Here is a 16,536-nt window from a genome sequence, read left to right on the forward strand (position 1 = left end):
ACCGTCCGTTTTTGCTGAATGATTCTATGCTGATACTACGCAGTGACTGTCAGGGTAGACGCACGGATGAAAACCGGCTCTCGGAAGGCGCAAAAAGGTGCGGTGGCGATCGAGTTCGCCCTGGTATTCGTGATCTTTTTTGCGGTGTTTTACGGCCTCGTCAGCTACAGCCTGCCGTTTGTGTTGATGCAGACGTTCAACCAGGTCACGGCCGAAGCGATACGCCGCGCCGTAGCGGTCGATCCTACGATCCCCAACTATTCGACCGTGCTGGTCAGTACCGCCAATGCTGCGTTGACCCAGCAATTGTCGGTGCTGCCGTCGTCACTGAATGTGGTGGTCGGCACTGATACGTCAGCGGTCTATGACCCGACACTTGGCACCCTCACCGTCAGCGTCAATTACCCGGTCAGCAAACTGAATCAGGTCATCCCGTTTCTGGTGTTGCCGGGCGTCGGCACTGTGCCCAGCCTGCCCACCAACCTGACCGCCATCTCGAGCCTGAAATTTTGACCCCGGGTGACAACCTGCTCGGCCGCCTGATGAAGCGGGGCATGCTCGCCAACGATTTGCCGGACGTGCTCGGTTCGCCTTTGACGGGCCTGCATATCCACCTCGACAGCGAAGGCGGCGTGTTGCAAATGGCCGGCCCGCTGCGCCTGCTGCTGGCGCAACAGACGCCTCGTGACAAACCGTTGCCACTGCACGACTACCTGCTGCCTCACAGCACGCTGGCCATCGAGGGCCGGCCGCTGGACTGGCAAGGGCAACTGCTGGATCTGGATTTCCCAGGCCTGAGCGACCAGACCTTGCACCTTCGGGGCTGGGTCCAGCCGCTGGGCAGTGGCTGGCTGCTGCAACTGATGGACATTGCCGACCTGTTGCTCGAGCGCCAGCAATCACGTCAGCGCGAAGCGTGCCATCTGATCGCCGAGCAGATCAGCAAACAGTTGCGCAGCTGCAGCCTGGGACGATTGCCGATGCTTGTCAGCGAACAATTGCAAGTGATCGCCCAGCGCTGGCAGATCCCGTGCCTGGCACTCGCGCTGCTCGATGAACAGGAACAGGGCTGGCTGATCCACCAGCAATTCCACGCCCATGACGCACCGGCGCTGTGGCATGACGGCCAGCGTCTGGGCACGCCGCTCGATAGCCTCAATGGCACCGGCCCGCAGCGCCTGGGTGCGCATTACGGCCAGTATGAACACTCACGGGTCCAGGGCCTGTTCGGCAATGCCGAAGGTTTCGCCGTGCCTTACAGCGATGACCGAGGCGTGATGGCGTGGTTGCTCTGCGGCTTTTATGCGGTGGACAAGACCGCGCCGTATCTGACCGATCGCGACTGGCTGATGCTGGCCGGTGCACTGGCAGGGCCGCTGCTCGGGCGCCTGCGTGAACAGCAGCATCAGCTGCAACTGGAGCGATTGGAATCCTTGCAGACATTGCTCGGCACCGGCTGGTGGGAAATCGGCAATGGCGACCAGATTCATCTGGCTCCGACGCTGGCCGCCCTCCTGCAACAGGACAGGCTGACACTGACGCTGGAAAACTGGCTGATGCTGATCCATCCCGCTGACCGCGAAGAAGTCCGCAGCCGCCTGCAAGCCCTGCAACTGCACGGGGAAATCCTCGACCTGTGCGTGCGTTTGCATCATCCCGACGCCGGTCAGATGCCGGCGTGGTATCGCCTTCAGGGGCAAGTCACCGGCACCGGCGATCACCGCCGGCTGGTGGGTTTCATGCTCGACATCAGCGACATCAAGAACCAGCAGCAACTGGCCGCTGCAGCCCATGCGCGGCTGGACAACCTGATCGCCAGTTCGCCGGCGGTCATTTACGTCCAGCACTACGTCGAAGGGGCCTTGCTGCCAGCGTTCTTCAGCGCCAGTCTGCAACCGTTAATGGGCTGGAGCCTGGAAGACTGCGACGCCAGCGCGCTGGCAGAGCGGATTCATCCGGATGACCGGGCCCTGTATTTCGAACGGACCCGACAACTGCTGCGCGAAGGCTCGGTACGCGCCCGTTATCGGTTGCGCGACAGTCGCGGCGATTATCACTGGCTGCTCGACGAAGCCCGGCTGTTGCGCAATGACCTCGGCCTGCCGGTGGAGGCCGTCGGTTTGTGGCTGGACGTCACCGAAGCGACGCTGGCCGCCGAACAGGTCAGACAGAGTGAAGAACGCTACCGGATTCTGGTGGAAGACTCGCCGGCGATGATCTGCCGCTATCGCCCGGACCTCATTCTGACGTTCGGCAACCGGCCGCTGGCGACGTACTTGGAATGCGCCCCGGAAGCTCTGGCGGGCGTCGATCTGGGCAGCTGGATGTCCGACGTTCAGCGCGCCGCCTTCGTTGAGCGCCTGGCGTTGCTGACCCCGCAATCACCCGTCAGCACCGCGGAAATCAACCTGCAATTGCCGGGGCGCGAACATGCGTGGTGGGTGTGGTCGGATCGCGGGGTGTTCGATGAGCACGGAAAACTGATCGAAGTGCAGGCGGTGGGCCGCGACAACACCGAAGTACGCCGCTCCCAACAACAACTCACGCAAAGCGCGAAAATGGCCACCCTCGGCGAAATGGCCACAGGTCTCGCCCACGAAATCAATCAGCCGCTGAACGTCATGCGCATGGCCATCGTCAACGTGCAGAAGCGCCTGAGCAACGGCGATGTGCAGATCGATTACCTGACCGACAAACTCAACCGCATCGACGCGCAGGTCCAGCGCGCCGCGAAGGTTGTGGACCACATGCGGGTGTTCGGCCGCCGTTCCGAGATCGAGCAGCAACTGTTCAACCCGGCCAGCGCCATCGAAGGCACGCTGTCGCTGCTGGCCGAAGGCATGCGTGGCAAAGGCGTGGATTTGCGCATCAGTGAAACCGCGTTTGAGGTTCAGGTACGCGGTTATGTCGATCAGCTTGAGCAGGTATTGATCAACCTGATGGTCAACGCTCGGGATGCGCTGTTGGGCAAGCGTGAGTCCGACTCAGGGTTCAAACCCTGGATCTCGATCTATGCCGAACGTGACGAGTCGAAGATACGACTGTGGGTCGAGGACAACGGCGGCGGTATCGACCCGCGACTGCTGGAGCGGATTTTCGAACCGTTCTTCACCACCAAACCGGTGGGTGTCGGCACCGGTCTGGGGTTGTCGGTGAGTTACGGGATCATCGACAACATGGGCGGCCACCTCAGTGTGCGCAACTCGGTGGACGGCGCACGGTTCTGCATCGAACTGCCGATCGCCCCCGACGACTAGATCACCAGATACGCCTTGCCGGTCTGGCCGCAGGTCATGTTGGCGCCGACGTCGACATCCATCAGATTGATCCCCAGCCCGCTGAGCAAATTGTTGAGCAGCGGGTCGAGCAGCGGACTCACGAGGTTGGTAATGAGCGGCTGCAGGATCGCCGTGACGCTGCTGATGAGACCCGCCACGCCAGCGACAACGGCGCCAAGGGGATTGCTGCCGACCGGTTGGTAGACGATCAGATTGATCCCGGCGAGGGTGCTCGCCAGGCTGTTGACGATGTTGCTGGAGGGCGCAGCGGAAATCACGCTCGGCGGCAGTTTCAGGTTTGGCGGCGTGGGGAACGGCGTGCCGCTGGAAAACACCAGATCCTGAGTATTCTGCACCACGCTGGTGTTGACCATGATCGCAATGCCGCCGGCGGCGTATTGAACGTGGGTACTCGGATCGCAGCCACCAATGCCCAAAATCGTATGGCAGGTCACAATGCCCAGGTCCACCAGAGGCAACGGGGTGACCGTGGGTTCGGCAGAGGAGGAAAACGCGTTGGTCGGGTCGATCTTGCCCAGTTTGAGGTCGGCAACCGAAGTGATGGTGTGGGCCGTCAGGCTTTTGGTGCCCGTGTTGTCGGTCGGGCAACTGTAATCGGTGACGTAGCTGATGGCGCCGCCGGCATCCAGACTGATGTCGATTGTCGGTGACTGCAACAACAACGGGTCCATTCGTTGGCAACTGAGGCAAAGGAGTGAGTTAGCCAACGAGACCAGATTAAGGGTCAACAGCTGATTGACGGTCGTGCTCAGAGTGCCGACTAAACCCAATACCGCGTTGCTCAGCCCGGTCACCCCGGCCAACACCGGCAGATTCACTGAGAGCATCGTGCGAATCTGCGCGGTACGCACATAAATCCGGTTCGGTCCCAAGGGGTTGGCCTTCGCCAGCGCCGGATCACCAATCGCCGAGAACTGCGGCGGCTCGATGACCTTGACCCTAACCGTGACATTCGCCAGCCCCAGCACACTGATCGGCAAGGTCGCGGCCACCGCACTTTTGCTGTTGGCCAACTGAATCACCCCCTGAACCAGTTGCAGCAATTGCAGATTGGCGTCGAGTCCGGCCGCCGTGGTGCCGGTCTGCAGTTGCAGGATGTCACCGAGCTTTACCGGCGCGGCATTGGTTGCCGCCACTTGCAGCTGGCCCAACGCAGTGATCACGTCGGCTGTCGCGCCATTGAGTTGCACCACCGAGACAGCGGCCTGAATCAGTTGCGTCACCGTGGCCTGGGTATTGAGCAACTGGGTGTAGTTGCCAGCAGCCACGTTGAGGTTGATCGCCAGTTGATTCAGGTAGCTGAGCAGGTTGATGTCGGTGTTGAGCAAGCCGTTCCAGCCCAGGGCCGTCAGGTTGACGTTGCCACCGAGCAACCCGGAAAACAGCGGGTTGAGGATGTTCGACTGGGCGGTGTTGATGCTGGCCAGGTTACTGCGGATATTCAGTTGGGCGACGGTCGGCTTTGGCAGGGCGGCCACCGCCGAGGCGTAGAGCACAGTGTTGAGACTGACCGGCGTGCTACTGAACAGCGCCTGCACGCCCCCGGCAAAACTGGTGGTCACGGTGTGGTTGACCGCGACCTTGACCGCCGCCGATTGCGTGGCATCCACTGTAAACGTACGCAGGCCGCTGGCGGCGGTCACCAGGGTGCCGCAATCGACCACGATGACGTTGTTGGCATCGGCGGTAAAACCGTTGCGGGTCGCACTTTGCCCGGCGTAGCTGGCGGCGGTGAGTCCCGGCAGGCAATTGCCGCCACGGCTGACGGCTTCCAGGGCGGCGGTATCCACCAGTCGCTGCAGTTTGCGCTGCTCCATGTACAACCGGCCGGTATCCACCACCAGCAGCATCAGTATCAGCGCCAGGCTGAGGGTAGCAGCCGCCATCAAGCCGATGGCCCCCCGCTGCCGGGCCGGGCCGCCACACTGTGAATGACGCGACATGGCGCACTCCTTTGCCGGCGCACAGCCGGGCGCAACCTCCATGGGTGGGTGTCAGTGTAGACGTGGCACAACGAGACTGCTGGCAACGCGCCATGCAAAAAAAACGGGAGCCCATGGCTCCCGTTTTTTGCACTGGCTTAGCGCGGTGGATAGTTCGACAGGATTCGCGTCACCGTCTCGCGAATGGCGTTGCTGCGATCCGCCGGGTTCGGCGTGCGACTGAGCATCTGTTCATCGCTGCCGCGCCACACCAGTTTGCCGTCCTTGCCGTCGAGCAGATCAACCTGAATGGTCGCCACCTTGTAGGTGATGTTGCGGGTTTCGTTGTACATCGGTGCGCCCCAGTAACCGTTCCACGGGCCACCCCAACCGCCGCCGTAGTTGGTGGTCACCTGTTGCTGGCGATCCTCGACGATCAGGTAGGTCTGCACATTCAAGTCACCTTTGCTGCCCGCAGCGGCCGGACGCAGGCCGCGCTGGTCGAGTTGATCGGCGACAGACTGGCGGATGCGCTGTTCGGTCAGGTCGCTCTTGATCCGTGGGTCGTCGGGACGGTATTGCAGGGCGGGTTCTTTCCAGCTCCAGCTGCGGTAGGCGGCAAAGTCGCGGCTGGCGTCGAAGTCATGATTGACCTGGTTCGCGGCGCACGCACTGAGCAGCGCGGCCACGGCCAGTAAAGCGAGACGGCGGAACATGGTTTTTCTCCGGTGGAAGACATGAACCTGGGGAGCTTCTCATTGGCAGGAAGCTAACTGGGAGGATACGCCGACATTGCCTTTTCGACAGCCTCCCGGATCGCATCGGCCCGGTCACTCTGGTTGCCCTGGGTGCCGGTTTCGGCGCTGGCACTCCACACCGGCTGACCGCTGCCGGCATCGAACAGATCGACTCGAACCACCACGACCTGCTCCTGATAGGTGCGTACGATCGGCACTGTGTTGTACATCCCGTAGCCTCGGCCGTAACGGTCATAACCACCGTATCCGCCGTACCCGTAATCGTCCTGGACCTGGCGCAAGCGGGTTTCCAGACTCAGGTTGGCACTGACAAACAGGTCGGCCGGGCGATTGTCATGCAACGGGCGCAAGCCACGTTGGTCCAGCGCATTGCTCACCGCCTCGGCCACTTGCGCCGAGTCCGCCCAAGCGCTGCCTGGAGGCAAGCGCCCATTGAGCCACGCCCAACTGCGATAGCGCCCGTAATCCCTTGGCGGTGCCGGGTAGGCGCTGCGATCGAAGGTGGTCGCGGCTTGCGGTGGTGCCGGCGGCAATGGCCGCGACTGCGCCACATAGGGATTGCTGCCCTGACACGCGGCCAACCCCAGACAGATCAGCAGTAACCCTGAATGACCTTTCATTTCACGCTCCGATCAGATCGGCCGGCAGATCCAGTGCAAGTAACGCCCAAGCCCGGCGAAGCTTGGGTGACGACGGTGGGCGAGCTCCATCTCGAGCAAATCGATCAACTCGGCGCGGGCCTGGAATTCCACCGGCATGTAATCGTGGAAAACCCGCACCCCGCTCTGAGTTTCGACCTGCCACAACCCTTCGAGTTGCGCGGCCAGCTCCCGTGGATCGAGCGGCTGCTGCGGGGTCAGGCTCTGCTTCTCGCCGGCCATGTCGTTCTTGCGCATTTTCTTGAAATGGCCTTTGAGCAGGTTGCGATAAACCAGCGCATCACGGTTGTAGAACGCCAGCGACAGCCAGCCGCCGGGCTTGGTCAGTTGATGCAGCACCGGCAGGATCGCGTGGGGTTCGGCCAGCCATTCGAGCACGGCGTGGCAGATCACCACGTCATAGGGTTCGGTGAGTTGACCGAGCAGCTCCTGCCACGGCGCCTGAATGAACGTTGCGGTCTGCCCGGCCTCGGCGAAACGCTGACGCGCGCCTTCGAGCATCGGCTCGGCCGGCTCGGTGAAGGTCACGTCGTGCCCACGCTCGGCCAGCCACAGCGACATGTGGCCAAGACCACCGCCGATGTCCAGCACCCGCAACGGGCGATCCGGCAGGGCTTCGGCAAGATCCGCCTGCAACACCGCGAGGCGGATCGCGCCTTTGGCACCGCCGTAGATTTTCTCGGCGAAACGGGTCGCCAACTGATCGAAATGACGGTCGCTCATCAGCTGAACCGCCGTTCGCTGTCGGCGAGCTTGCTGCGCACCACTTCATTCATGTCCAGCCCCAGTTCGCTGCACAGCAGCAACAGATAGAGGACGATATCACCGACTTCCTGGCCGGCATGGGCCAGTTTGTCCGCGGGCAATTCGCGCGACTGGTCTTCGGTCAGCCACTGGAAGATTTCCACCAGCTCGGACATCTCCACGCTGGCAGCCATGGCCAGGTTTTTCGGGCTGTGAAATTGCCGCCAGTCATTGCGGTCGCGAATGGCGTGCAGGCGTTCGGTCAGTTCAACAAGGTTCATCGTTTTCTCCTGAAGGCGTATAGCTTCGGGGGGATGCTGCGCGAAGGCAAGGGGCAGCCACCACCCGGCAAACCCTCTATGCTTGCAGGGAACTCGGCCGCCCCCGGCGCGGCCCAAGGCTCAGCTCTTTCATCAGGATGCAAACATGCAGGTAGAAAGCTTTTTCGAATGGCTGGGCCAGGCGCTCGGCTCGATCATCCACTTCATCGTCGACGGCCTGAGCGGCCTGTTCAACATCTTGGGCAATGCCGGCGGCAACTTCGTCGACGGGCTGGCGAAGGCCCTGGGCATGGACACTTCGATCATCAGCATCATCGCGCTGATCGTCGGCCTGATGCTGCTGTGGTCGGCGATCCGCGCATTCATGAATGCGTCGATCATTGCGGGAATCATCTGGTTGCTGCTGGGGTTGTGGCTGCTGAGCTGGATCATTCACTGACCCCACCCGCTACAATGCCGCTCCCCAAGGAGCCCGCATGTCCAACCTGATCGCCGACTGGCGCGACCGCCCGACCCATCGCCGGGTCTGGGCCCTCGCCGCCCCCATGATCCTTTCCAACATTTCCGTGCCGCTGGTGGCGCTGGTCGACAGCACCGTCATCGGTCACCTGCCTCACGCCCATCAGTTGGGCGCGGTGGCAGTCGGGGCCAGCCTGTACACCTTTCTGGCCTGGGCCATGGGTTTCCTGCGCATGGGCACCACCGGGTTCGCCGCGCAGGCTGCCGGGCGCAGCGATGGTGCGGCGTTGCGGCAGATCCTGCTGCAAGGTCTGTTGCTGGCGATGGGGCTGGCGTTGCTGCTGGGTGCCGTGGGCGTGCCGCTGAGCGGCGTCGCCCTGCACTTCATGCAACCGTCGCCAGAGCTCAATCAACTGACCCGCGACTTCTTCCACACCCGCCTGTTCGGCCTGCCGGCAGCGCTGGCCAGTTATGCGCTGGTCGGCTGGTTCCTCGGCACCCAGAACGCCCGGGCGCCGCTGGCGATTCTGCTGACGACCAACCTGATCAACATCGTGCTGAACCTGTGGTTCGTCATCGGTCTGGACTGGGGCGTGGTCGGTTCGGCCCGGGCTTCGGTGATCGCCGAATGGAGCGGTGCGCTGCTTGGCCTGGCGCTGACCCGCAAGGCTCTGCGCGCCTATCCGGGGCACATCGTCTGGGCGGCATTGAGGTTGTGGCAGAGCTGGCGACCGCTGCTGGGGGTCAACCGCGACATCTTCATCCGCAGCCTGGCGCTGCAATCGGTGTTTTTCCTGATCACCGTGCAAGGCGCACGGCTGGGTGACGCTACGGTCGCGGCCAACGCGCTGCTGCTCAACGGCCTGCTGTTGACCGCCCATGCCCTGGACGGTCTGGCCCACGCGGTCGAAGCCTTGTGCGGGCATGCCATCGGCGCCCGCGATCGCCTCGCCCTGCGCCGTTCGCTGGTGGTGGCCGGCGGCTGGTCACTGCTCGCGAGCCTGGGCTTTGCCGCGCTGTTCCTGTTTGCCGGGCACCTGTTCATCGAGATGCAGACCGATATCCAGAGCGTGCGCGACACCGCGTTCATCTATCTGCCTTACCTTGCCGTCCTGCCGTTGATTGCGGTCTGGAGCTACTTGCTCGACGGTCTGTTCATCGGCGCCACCCGCGCCCGGGAAATGCGCAACGGCATGCTGCTGACGGTCGCTCTGCTGGTGCCGTTCGCCTGGGCGTTGAACGGGCTGGGCAATCACGGGCTGTGGATTTCATTCCTGCTGTTCATGGTGCTGCGCAGCCTGACCCTCGGCACATTGGCGTGGCGACTGCGGCGCAACGACGGCTGGTTTGTCGGCACCGTTCACTGAGGCGATGAAGGGGAGCACCTCACTCCGGATCGCTCTGCCAGCGTCGACGCAGATGGTCGAGCCGCTCTTGCTGGGTCAATCCTTGTGGCGGTTGCACCAGTTCTGCCCGGGGATGCTGCAAGCGTAGCCACAACCAGTCGTCCAGCACGGCCCGCTCGCTGAAACCCAAAGTCAGGCCCTGTTCAACGTGGGAGGACAACGTGCGGTAATCGGTTCCCGTCGATTGGCTCCAGCGCCAGATATGTTGCTCCAGCAGGCAGCGATGCAGGCGCTCACGTTGATGATGGGTAAGCCCCTGTTCAATCTTCAGTGGCTCGATGGCCAGTCCCGGATTTCGCAGTTGTTGCCAGCCCAGGCTGCCGCTCGCCCGGTCGGCCCAGGTGCCGCCGAACCAGCGCAGCCAACTGATCGGCCCGAGCCAGCGGCTCAACTGGCGGGCATCGCAGGCGTCGAAAAAGTAACTGGCGGTCTGCCGGTCGTAGTAACTGAGCAGCGCACGATGATTCAGGCCGACAGAAACCGTCAGCATCCGTTGCAAATGTTCACGCAGTGATTCGCTCGAGGCATCACTGCCCAGCAGCAGCCCGCACCAGGTCTGCGGGTCTGTGTGACACAACGCCGACAACACCGGGCAATCGCGCAGATCGACCAACAACGGCCCCTGCTCGCACACGGGCTGAAACTCCGTGCCGTCAAACAGCTTCAGGCTCGGTACGCCGGAGAACGCCTGACGCAATACGCTCAACGCCTGCGGTGCATGCCCGACATCCAGCAACAGCCATTGCGCACGCTGCCCCGGCGCCTTGCCACTCATCGTCCATCGCCAGGGCTGAACCCGGCGACCAGTCGGCAGCTGCACACCGACTCCCGGCAGTGGTGATAACTGCCGCCTCCCGGCATCAGACACAGCAGCAGCAAGGGCTCGCCCGTCTTCAGCCATGGCGCCAGGCCTTCACTCGCCAGGGTGTCGGGCAGTGGCGGCGGCTCGTCATCCTCATGGCACTCAGTGGTTGCCGCCGGCTGCAGAACACCACTGATCACCGGTTGCTCGGGATCGCCTTCGAGAAAGCTCACCACCACCTCGACGCCTTCACGCAATGACGTCAGCGTCGTATCCGCCAACGCGGGTGCCAAGGGCAGCCAGCAGTGGCTGGGTTTTGCCCCTTCGCCCTGATAGAGCCAGTCGAACTGCACCGCGACCGGCCGCGAGCGATCAGGTTGTGGCTCGTCGACCGCCACCACCCAGGCCCGTTGCAGGCTGCCCATGCGCAATGCCGAACGTTCGACGACCGGTTCACACGCCTGCAAGTGCTCGGCGGCACAGAGGCGGTTGCTGTAGGAGGGTTCGAGCGTCTGGTCGGCGCGGTGCTCGATACGGGTCAACAGCCAGTGGGTGTCGCACTCTGCAAACGGCCGCGGGGACAAACTCAGCCACCGACCGCAACGCAGGGTTGGTACATCGGAATGTCCCTGCGCCGTTCGGGCCCGCAAGGCGTAATCACCGGGCTCTCGGACCCGCTCCCGCATCAGCCAGCGGCGCACCGCCGGCGCACGCCCCTGCGCCGCGAAACTCACCCTCCCCGTTTGCGGCAGCAACGCCGGATCGTCACCGAACACCAGGCAATGGTTCTCGCGCCCATGTTCGAAGTGATAGTGGATCCGCGACTGCGCGCACAGGCGCTGCACCAGTTGCAGGTCCGATTCGCCGTATTGAGTGCAAAACCTGCGTGACGGGTGGTCCGCCTGCAATTCGAACCGGCGCTGGTGGCCGCTGATGCCATGCTCCCTGAGCACCTGATCGAGGATCTGCGGCACCGACCGGCCACTGAAGATTCGCTGGCTATGGCGCAGGCCCAGACAACTCAGCTTCGGGTTCAGTCGCGCCCGGCACAATCTGGCGCCATGGCCATGCTCGTGCTGGACAAGACCCTGCAACTGTCCGTGCACGCCGTTGCCCGAAGGCCCGAAACACAGGCGCGCCGAGCGGTACAGCAGGCCGGCAAGGTCGAGATGAGGATCGTCGATCAACAGATCGATTTCGAACGAAAAAGGCTCGCTGATCGCCTCGCAACCGGTAAAGGCCAGGACTTCGAGCGGGGCGGACAGACCCGCGACATCGAGACGAAACGACGACTCGTCGGCTGGATCGAACATGGGCGATTCTCTACAGGAGGGGCGGCCGGGGATTCTCGCCGAGAGCCATGGCCGAGTAGAGAGCCCAAGTACAAATTAGGAAATGGCCTACGCGAAAAGCAGACAACATCACTTTTCTTGTGAGGATGAAGGCCAATTCGCTAGCAGAAAAAGAGAAGTCTCATCAGGTCATCCGAAACTTCCGCTGCGTGCGGAACAATTTCAGACAACCTGATGGATTCGGAACCTGACGTCAGGAAGACAGGTAGGAGGAGCGGGTCAGACCCAGGCGCAGCGCATCGAGGAACTGGGTACGTTCGGTAGCGCTGATACGGGCACTGGCGCACTTGTCGCGGTAGTGGGTCATCAGCTCTTCCGGCGACAGGTGCACATAGCGCAGCATGTCTTCGATGGTGTCATGAGTTTCGATCCCGGCGTGGTACACGCTGCCGTCGGCGTTCTGGTAGATGTTCACCGAGTCGGTGTCACCGAACAGGTTGTGCATGTCGCCGAGAATTTCCTGATAGGCGCCCACCAGGAAGATACCCAGCAGGTAATCCTCACCGTCATTCAGCCCGTGCACCGGCAGACTGGTCTCGATGCTCTGCTCGTCGACGTATTGCTTGATCTTGCCGTCGGAGTCGCAGGTCAGGTCTTGCAGGACAGCACGACGCAGCGGCTCTTCGTCGAGACGATGCAACGGCAGAATCGGCAACACCTGGCCGATGGCCCAGGTATCCGGCAGGCTCTGGAACACCGAGAAGTTGCAGATGTACTTGTCGGCCAGCTTGTCGTTGAGTTCGTCCAGCACCTGACGGTGCGAACGCTGACGCGCTTTCAACGAGTTGTGCAGGCGACGGCACACGGCGAAATAGCACTGTTCGGCCAGGGCTTTCTCGGCCAGGGTCAGTTTGCCGTCGGCGTACTGGGCAGCCACGTCGCTCATGTAGTGAGTGGCGCGCCAGTAGGTTTCGGTGACCATTTCGATGTCGGTCGGGCCGAGCAGATCAACCAGCCATTGCACGGTTTCCGGCAGCGACTCCTTGTTCTCGATCTGCGGCACGTCGTCGTTGTGCTTCTCGACGTCGGTGACTTGCACCACCAGCATGGCGTGGTGTGCGGTCAGCGAGCGGCCACTTTCAGAGAAAATGTTCGGATGCGGCAGGCTCTGCGCATCGCAGAATTCCTTGAGCATGCCGACCACGACACCGGCGTAGTCGTCCATGTCGTAGTTGATCGAACTGGCATTGCGCGAGTGGGTACCGTCGTAGTCGACACCCAGACCGCCACCGACGTCGATGTGATCGACCGGCAGACCCAGGTTGCGCAATTCGCCGTAATAACGGATCGCTTCCTTGAAGCCGTGCTGGTAGTCGGCCAGGTTGGCGATCTGCGAACCCATGTGGAAATGCAGCAGGCGGATGCCCTGGTCCAGGCCGGCGGCGCGGAAGCGCTCGACCACGGACAGCAGTTGCGCGGCCGACAGACCGAACTTGGATTTCTCGCCACCGGTGTCCGCCCACTTCGACGAAGCCAGCGACGACAGGCGAACACGCAGGCCGACCTGTGGCTTGACCTTCAGCGAAGCCGCTTCTTCGATCACCAGACCGACTTCGGATTCTTTCTCGATCACGATGAACACGTTGTGGCCGAGCTTCTGGCCCATCAGCGCCAGACGGATGAACTCGCGGTCCTTGTAACCGTTGCAGACGATGGTGCCGCCCTTCGGTGCCAGCGCCAGCACGGCCAGCAGCTCAGGCTTGGAGCCGGCTTCCAGACCGATGGAGACGTTCTGGGTCGCGATGATGTTTTCGATCACCGCTTCCTGCTGGTTGACCTTGATCGGGTACAGCGCGGTGTACTTGCTCTGGTACTCCAGACGCTCGATGTTGGCATCGAACGCACCGGTCAGCTGACGGACGCGGTCTTGCAGAATGTCGGGGAAACGCACCAGCAGCGGCAAGGACAGACCGCTCTTGCGCAGCTGGTCGACTTGTTCGAACAGGTCGATCGGTGAACTGCTCGGGCCGTTCGGACGAACTTCGACGCGACCGGCGTCATTGATCGCGAAATACCCGGCCCCCCAATGGCGAATCCCGTAAACACTGCGGCTGTCCGCAACTGTCCATTGGCTGCCATCGTCTTTGCGTGTGCGTCGTACGGACATCGAAGTCCCCTATAAAGAAGTCATAGTGCGTCGCCTGATTGCAGGCCGGCGCAGTCTAAAGAATGAAAATGACGGTTCGTCAGCGGGGCGGTAGACCGCGCTGACAGCGTTGAGTTTAGAAACCGGTCATGAACAGGCTCTGTGAAAACCATGGAGGCGACGCCGGGACTGATGACAATCAGAGCCGGATCAAGCCGCTGGTGGTTTTCACAGAGGCTGCTAGCCGCCGGACTTCTTCGCCTTGAAACCGTGCTTGATCAACTCGGCCAAGAGTAGCTCGACATGATCGCCCTGGATTTCGATGATCCCGTCTTTCAACGCACCGCCGGTGCCGCAACGTTTCTTCAACGTTGTCGCCAGCTCCTTGAGTGCGTCTTCGGCCAGGGGCACGCCGGTGATGGTGGTCACCGTCTTGCCGCCACGGCCCTTGCTCTCGCGGCGCACGCGGGCAATGCCGTCGCCGGCCGGGATCACGGTTTGTCTGCAGATACAGGCGTCCACCGGCTTACTGCATTCCGGGCAATGACGACCTGCGTCGGTGGAAAATACCAGGCCGCCCAGGGCGGCGAAGGATGCGGCTTTTTTGGCCACCGGCAATCCTCTTGGGAGGACAAAGACTGATCGCAGCCTTGGGCAAGGCTATCGACCGCGAAGCCCCACTCAGGCAGGGGCAGCGCTACTGTGCCGGTTGCTCCTGTAAAGCAGGCCGGCACAGCTTGAAAAGGTCGCGCAGTGTAACGGCAAAAACGCCGATTGCTAAGTGCCAATCGGCGCCATTTTATGAGTTCTTTGCGACGTTGCTTTGTTGAGCCTTCAGATAGCGCTTCAAGGCTGCCAGAGAGTCCGGGCAATAAGGCTTTTGCTCGATTTCCAGCATGACCTGGGCGACCGGAATGAAGCGCGCTTCGAGCACTTCTTCCGGTTGCAGGATCAGCGGCCCGTCCCACACTGCCGAGAACGCCGAGCACCACAGGCGATTGCCGGTGTCCTCGAAGTAGAAATGGTCGTGGGCCGTCAGCTCGACACCGCTCACCCCCAACTCTTCTTCCAGCTCTCGGGCCGCCGACTCGGCGTAGGACTCGTTCGCCTGCACCATGCCGCCTGCCGCCACATCCCAGTAGCCGGGATAAATGGCTTTGCTCAGGGTCCGCCGATGGACACAGAGTTCACCGGCGGAGTTGAACAGCATGATGTAGGTGCCACGCCCGATCAGCCCGCGCTCGCGCAAGTCGGAGCGCACCAGGGCGCCGAGCAGGTTGTCCTGCTCGTCGACCCAGGCGATCTGTTCGGCATCCGAGGCCGCGCGGTGGGCCGCCTCTCTGGCGTTGTCGCTCATGACTCAGCCCTGATTGAGCAGTTGACGAAGATCGATCACGGCGGCGTTGGCCCGGGAAATGTAGTTGGCCATCACCAGCGAGTGGTTGGCCAGCACCCCGAAGCCGCTGCCGTTGAGGATCATCGGGCTCCACACCGGCTCCTGCGAAGCCTCCAGTTCACGAATGATCTGGCGCACGCTGACCGTGGCGTTCTTCTTCGCCAGCACGTCGGCGAAATCGACTTCGATGGCACGCAGCATGTGCGACAGCGCCCAGGCCTGACCGCGGGCTTCATAGAACACGTTGTCGATCTGCATCCACGGGGTCTCGACGATTTCCTCGTCGACCTGTGGCACTTCACCCACCGCCGGCACTTCGGTTTTCAGCGCGGTGTTGAGCTTGACCCGGCCGACACTGGCCGACAGGCGTTGCGACAGCGAACCGAGACGAGTCCCGACATCACCCAGCCAGTTGTTCAGGTTGTCGGCGCGAGCGTAGAACAGCGCGTTCTTTTGCGTCGGGTCAGACAGGCGCGCCTGATAACGGCTCAGGGAGTTGATGCCTTCCTGGTATTCCGACTCGCTGGACGGCAGGATCCAGCTCTTGTTGTCGAAGTTGAAGCGCGGTTCGGCCTTGGCCAGATCGGCGTCTTCAGCCGATTGCGACTGCGAGCGGGCGAAGTCCTTGCGCAAGGCACGGGTCAGGTCACGCACCTGCACCAGTACGCCATATTCCCAGCTCGGCATGTTGTCCATCCACAGGCCCGGCGGGAAACGGTCATTGGAAATGTAGCCGCCCGGCTTGTTCAGCAGCGTGCCGGCGACGGTCTTCAGGGTTTCGACGGTGGTATAGCCAACCACCATCTGCTTGCCTTCTTTCTCGGCGGCAAGCTGTGCGTTCTGCGCCACCGGAAACAGGGCCGGCTCTTCACTCCAGTACCAGCCCAGACCGATGGTCACCAACAGGTAAATACCGACCAGCGTGGCCAGCGCGCGGCTGAACAACAGGCCGCCAACATAGCTGCGCGCGGCCGACTTCGGCTCGGCGGCACGTTCGGGCGCGCTGCCCGCGCGATTCTTCCAGTCCAGCATGGCGATATCCTTTCAATCTTGGGTTCAACGGTTCGACAGCAACCATACAACAACGTGCCTCTGGCCCGCACCCGTCAATAATGACAGGGGGTGACTCTTTGGGCTTGCCGTCGTGCGCTAAGGGATTCCCTGATACCCGTCGCCCTGAGAAAACCTTGTCGATAACGATGGAAAAATTCGTGAACCCTCAGGTTTTCGTTTCGCGCTTTCGGCAGAACCTGTTTCTCGATACGCCACGAAGTGCCCTGTTCACGGGGACTTTCCCGATGATCCGGTTCGGATTGAAACCCGCCGGTCGGAAACTGAATGGTGACGCACCGCAGATTATTGACGTACGACA

At 62.2% G+C, this 16,536-nt stretch carries 15 protein-coding genes; 4 read left to right on the forward strand and 11 right to left on the reverse strand.

Translation table 11 applies throughout. The annotated features are described in order from the left end of the window. The first annotated feature begins 66 nt into the window (after positions 1 to 66). Both AC3WRD_RS00095 and AC3WRD_RS00100 read left to right on the forward strand, forming a co-directional pair. Positions 67 to 513, forward strand: a complete 447-nt coding sequence (locus AC3WRD_RS00095) for a TadE/TadG family type IV pilus assembly protein (protein WP_096819724.1) — start codon at positions 67 to 69, stop codon at positions 511 to 513. After that, positions 510 to 3,257, forward strand: coding sequence for a PAS domain-containing sensor histidine kinase (locus AC3WRD_RS00100; protein ID WP_102620072.1), 2,748 nt, complete (start codon positions 510 to 512; stop codon positions 3,255 to 3,257). The genes AC3WRD_RS00095 and AC3WRD_RS00100 overlap by 4 nt, the downstream gene beginning before the upstream one ends. Here AC3WRD_RS00100 and AC3WRD_RS00105 read toward each other — a convergent pair. The 5 genes from AC3WRD_RS00105 to AC3WRD_RS00125 form a co-directional block, all read right to left on the reverse strand. Next, the gene (locus AC3WRD_RS00105) at positions 3,254 to 5,242 is read right to left on the reverse strand and encodes a pilus assembly protein TadG-related protein (RefSeq protein WP_102620073.1); all 1,989 of its coding nucleotides are present in this window, start codon (positions 5,240 to 5,242) and stop codon (positions 3,254 to 3,256) included. The genes AC3WRD_RS00100 and AC3WRD_RS00105 overlap by 4 nt on opposite strands. A gap of 137 nt (positions 5,243 to 5,379) precedes the next feature. Beyond that, positions 5,380 to 5,937 (reverse strand): DUF4136 domain-containing protein, encoded by a 558-nt coding sequence (locus tag AC3WRD_RS00110; protein WP_096819727.1) that lies wholly within the window; start codon positions 5,935 to 5,937, stop codon positions 5,380 to 5,382. 53 nt (positions 5,938 to 5,990) lie between these two features. Beyond that, positions 5,991 to 6,599 (reverse strand): DUF4136 domain-containing protein, encoded by a 609-nt coding sequence (locus AC3WRD_RS00115; protein ID WP_102620074.1) that lies wholly within the window; start codon positions 6,597 to 6,599, stop codon positions 5,991 to 5,993. A gap of 12 nt (positions 6,600 to 6,611) precedes the next feature. Then, positions 6,612 to 7,361, reverse strand: coding sequence for a methyltransferase (locus tag AC3WRD_RS00120; RefSeq protein ID WP_096819729.1), 750 nt, complete (start codon positions 7,359 to 7,361; stop codon positions 6,612 to 6,614). Then, entirely contained in the window at positions 7,361 to 7,663 is a 303-nt protein-coding gene (locus tag AC3WRD_RS00125) for a MazG-like family protein (RefSeq protein WP_011332275.1), read from the reverse strand. The genes AC3WRD_RS00120 and AC3WRD_RS00125 overlap by 1 nt, the downstream gene beginning before the upstream one ends. A 145-nt stretch (positions 7,664 to 7,808) precedes the next feature. Here AC3WRD_RS00125 and AC3WRD_RS00130 point away from each other — a divergent pair, with 145 nt between their 5' ends. Further along, the gene (locus tag AC3WRD_RS00130; RefSeq protein ID WP_102620075.1) at positions 7,809 to 8,102 is read left to right on the forward strand and encodes a hypothetical protein; all 294 of its coding nucleotides are present in this window, start codon (positions 7,809 to 7,811) and stop codon (positions 8,100 to 8,102) included. A gap of 37 nt (positions 8,103 to 8,139) precedes the next feature. After that, positions 8,140 to 9,489 carry an MATE family efflux transporter gene (locus AC3WRD_RS00135; protein ID WP_102620076.1) on the forward strand — a complete coding sequence of 450 codons (1,350 nt, stop codon included), beginning with the start codon at positions 8,140 to 8,142 and terminating at the stop codon, positions 9,487 to 9,489. 19 nt (positions 9,490 to 9,508) lie between these two features. On the opposite strand, the gene AC3WRD_RS00140 is transcribed toward AC3WRD_RS00135, so the two are convergent. From AC3WRD_RS00140 to AC3WRD_RS00165, 6 genes are all read right to left on the reverse strand, one after another. Next, positions 9,509 to 10,303: a DUF4123 domain-containing protein gene (locus AC3WRD_RS00140; RefSeq protein WP_102620077.1), complete on the reverse strand. Its 795-nt coding sequence runs from the start codon at positions 10,301 to 10,303 to the stop codon at positions 9,509 to 9,511. Beyond that, complete coding sequence (locus AC3WRD_RS00145; RefSeq protein WP_102620078.1) at positions 10,300 to 11,643, reverse strand: type VI secretion system Vgr family protein; 1,344 nt, start codon at positions 11,641 to 11,643, stop codon at positions 10,300 to 10,302. The genes AC3WRD_RS00140 and AC3WRD_RS00145 overlap by 4 nt, the downstream gene beginning before the upstream one ends. A gap of 232 nt (positions 11,644 to 11,875) precedes the next feature. Further along, on the reverse strand, positions 11,876 to 13,789 hold the full coding sequence (gene speA / locus AC3WRD_RS00150) for an arginine decarboxylase (protein ID WP_096819733.1): 1,914 nt from the start codon (positions 13,787 to 13,789) through the stop codon (positions 11,876 to 11,878). A gap of 219 nt (positions 13,790 to 14,008) precedes the next feature. Further along, positions 14,009 to 14,380 (reverse strand): translation initiation factor Sui1, encoded by a 372-nt coding sequence (locus tag AC3WRD_RS00155; protein WP_096819734.1) that lies wholly within the window; start codon positions 14,378 to 14,380, stop codon positions 14,009 to 14,011. Positions 14,381 to 14,567: 187 nt separating this feature from the next. Continuing rightward, entirely contained in the window at positions 14,568 to 15,125 is a 558-nt protein-coding gene (locus tag AC3WRD_RS00160) for an NUDIX hydrolase (RefSeq protein WP_102620079.1), read from the reverse strand. A 3-nt stretch (positions 15,126 to 15,128) separates the two neighbouring features. Further along, complete coding sequence (locus AC3WRD_RS00165) at positions 15,129 to 16,196, reverse strand: DUF2333 family protein (protein WP_096819736.1); 1,068 nt, start codon at positions 16,194 to 16,196, stop codon at positions 15,129 to 15,131. Positions 16,197 to 16,536 lie beyond the last annotated feature (340 nt).

The sequence above is a fragment of the Pseudomonas sp. FW215-R2 genome, assembly GCF_058789255.1.

Coding starts and splice junctions, on each gene's coding strand:
- AC3WRD_RS00095 (WP_096819724.1), top strand. CDS start 67: ATGAAAACCGGCTCTCGGAAGGCGCAAAAAGGTGCGGTGGCGATCGAG.
- AC3WRD_RS00105 (WP_102620073.1), bottom strand. CDS start 5,242: ATGTCGCGTCATTCACAGTGTGGCGGCCCGGCCCGGCAGCGGGGGGCC.
- AC3WRD_RS00110 (WP_096819727.1), bottom strand. CDS start 5,937: ATGTTCCGCCGTCTCGCTTTACTGGCCGTGGCCGCGCTGCTCAGTGCG.
- AC3WRD_RS00115 (WP_102620074.1), bottom strand. CDS start 6,599: ATGAAAGGTCATTCAGGGTTACTGCTGATCTGTCTGGGGTTGGCCGCG.
- AC3WRD_RS00120 (WP_096819729.1), bottom strand. CDS start 7,361: ATGAGCGACCGTCATTTCGATCAGTTGGCGACCCGTTTCGCCGAGAAA.
- AC3WRD_RS00125 (WP_011332275.1), bottom strand. CDS start 7,663: ATGAACCTTGTTGAACTGACCGAACGCCTGCACGCCATTCGCGACCGC.
- AC3WRD_RS00130 (WP_102620075.1), top strand. CDS start 7,809: ATGCAGGTAGAAAGCTTTTTCGAATGGCTGGGCCAGGCGCTCGGCTCG.
- AC3WRD_RS00135 (WP_102620076.1), top strand. CDS start 8,140: ATGTCCAACCTGATCGCCGACTGGCGCGACCGCCCGACCCATCGCCGG.
- AC3WRD_RS00140 (WP_102620077.1), bottom strand. CDS start 10,303: ATGAGTGGCAAGGCGCCGGGGCAGCGTGCGCAATGGCTGTTGCTGGAT.
- AC3WRD_RS00145 (WP_102620078.1), bottom strand. CDS start 11,643: ATGTTCGATCCAGCCGACGAGTCGTCGTTTCGTCTCGATGTCGCGGGT.
- speA (WP_096819733.1), bottom strand. CDS start 13,789: ATGTCCGTACGACGCACACGCAAAGACGATGGCAGCCAATGGACAGTT.
- AC3WRD_RS00160 (WP_102620079.1), bottom strand. CDS start 15,125: ATGAGCGACAACGCCAGAGAGGCGGCCCACCGCGCGGCCTCGGATGCC.
- AC3WRD_RS00165 (WP_096819736.1), bottom strand. CDS start 16,196: ATGCTGGACTGGAAGAATCGCGCGGGCAGCGCGCCCGAACGTGCCGCC.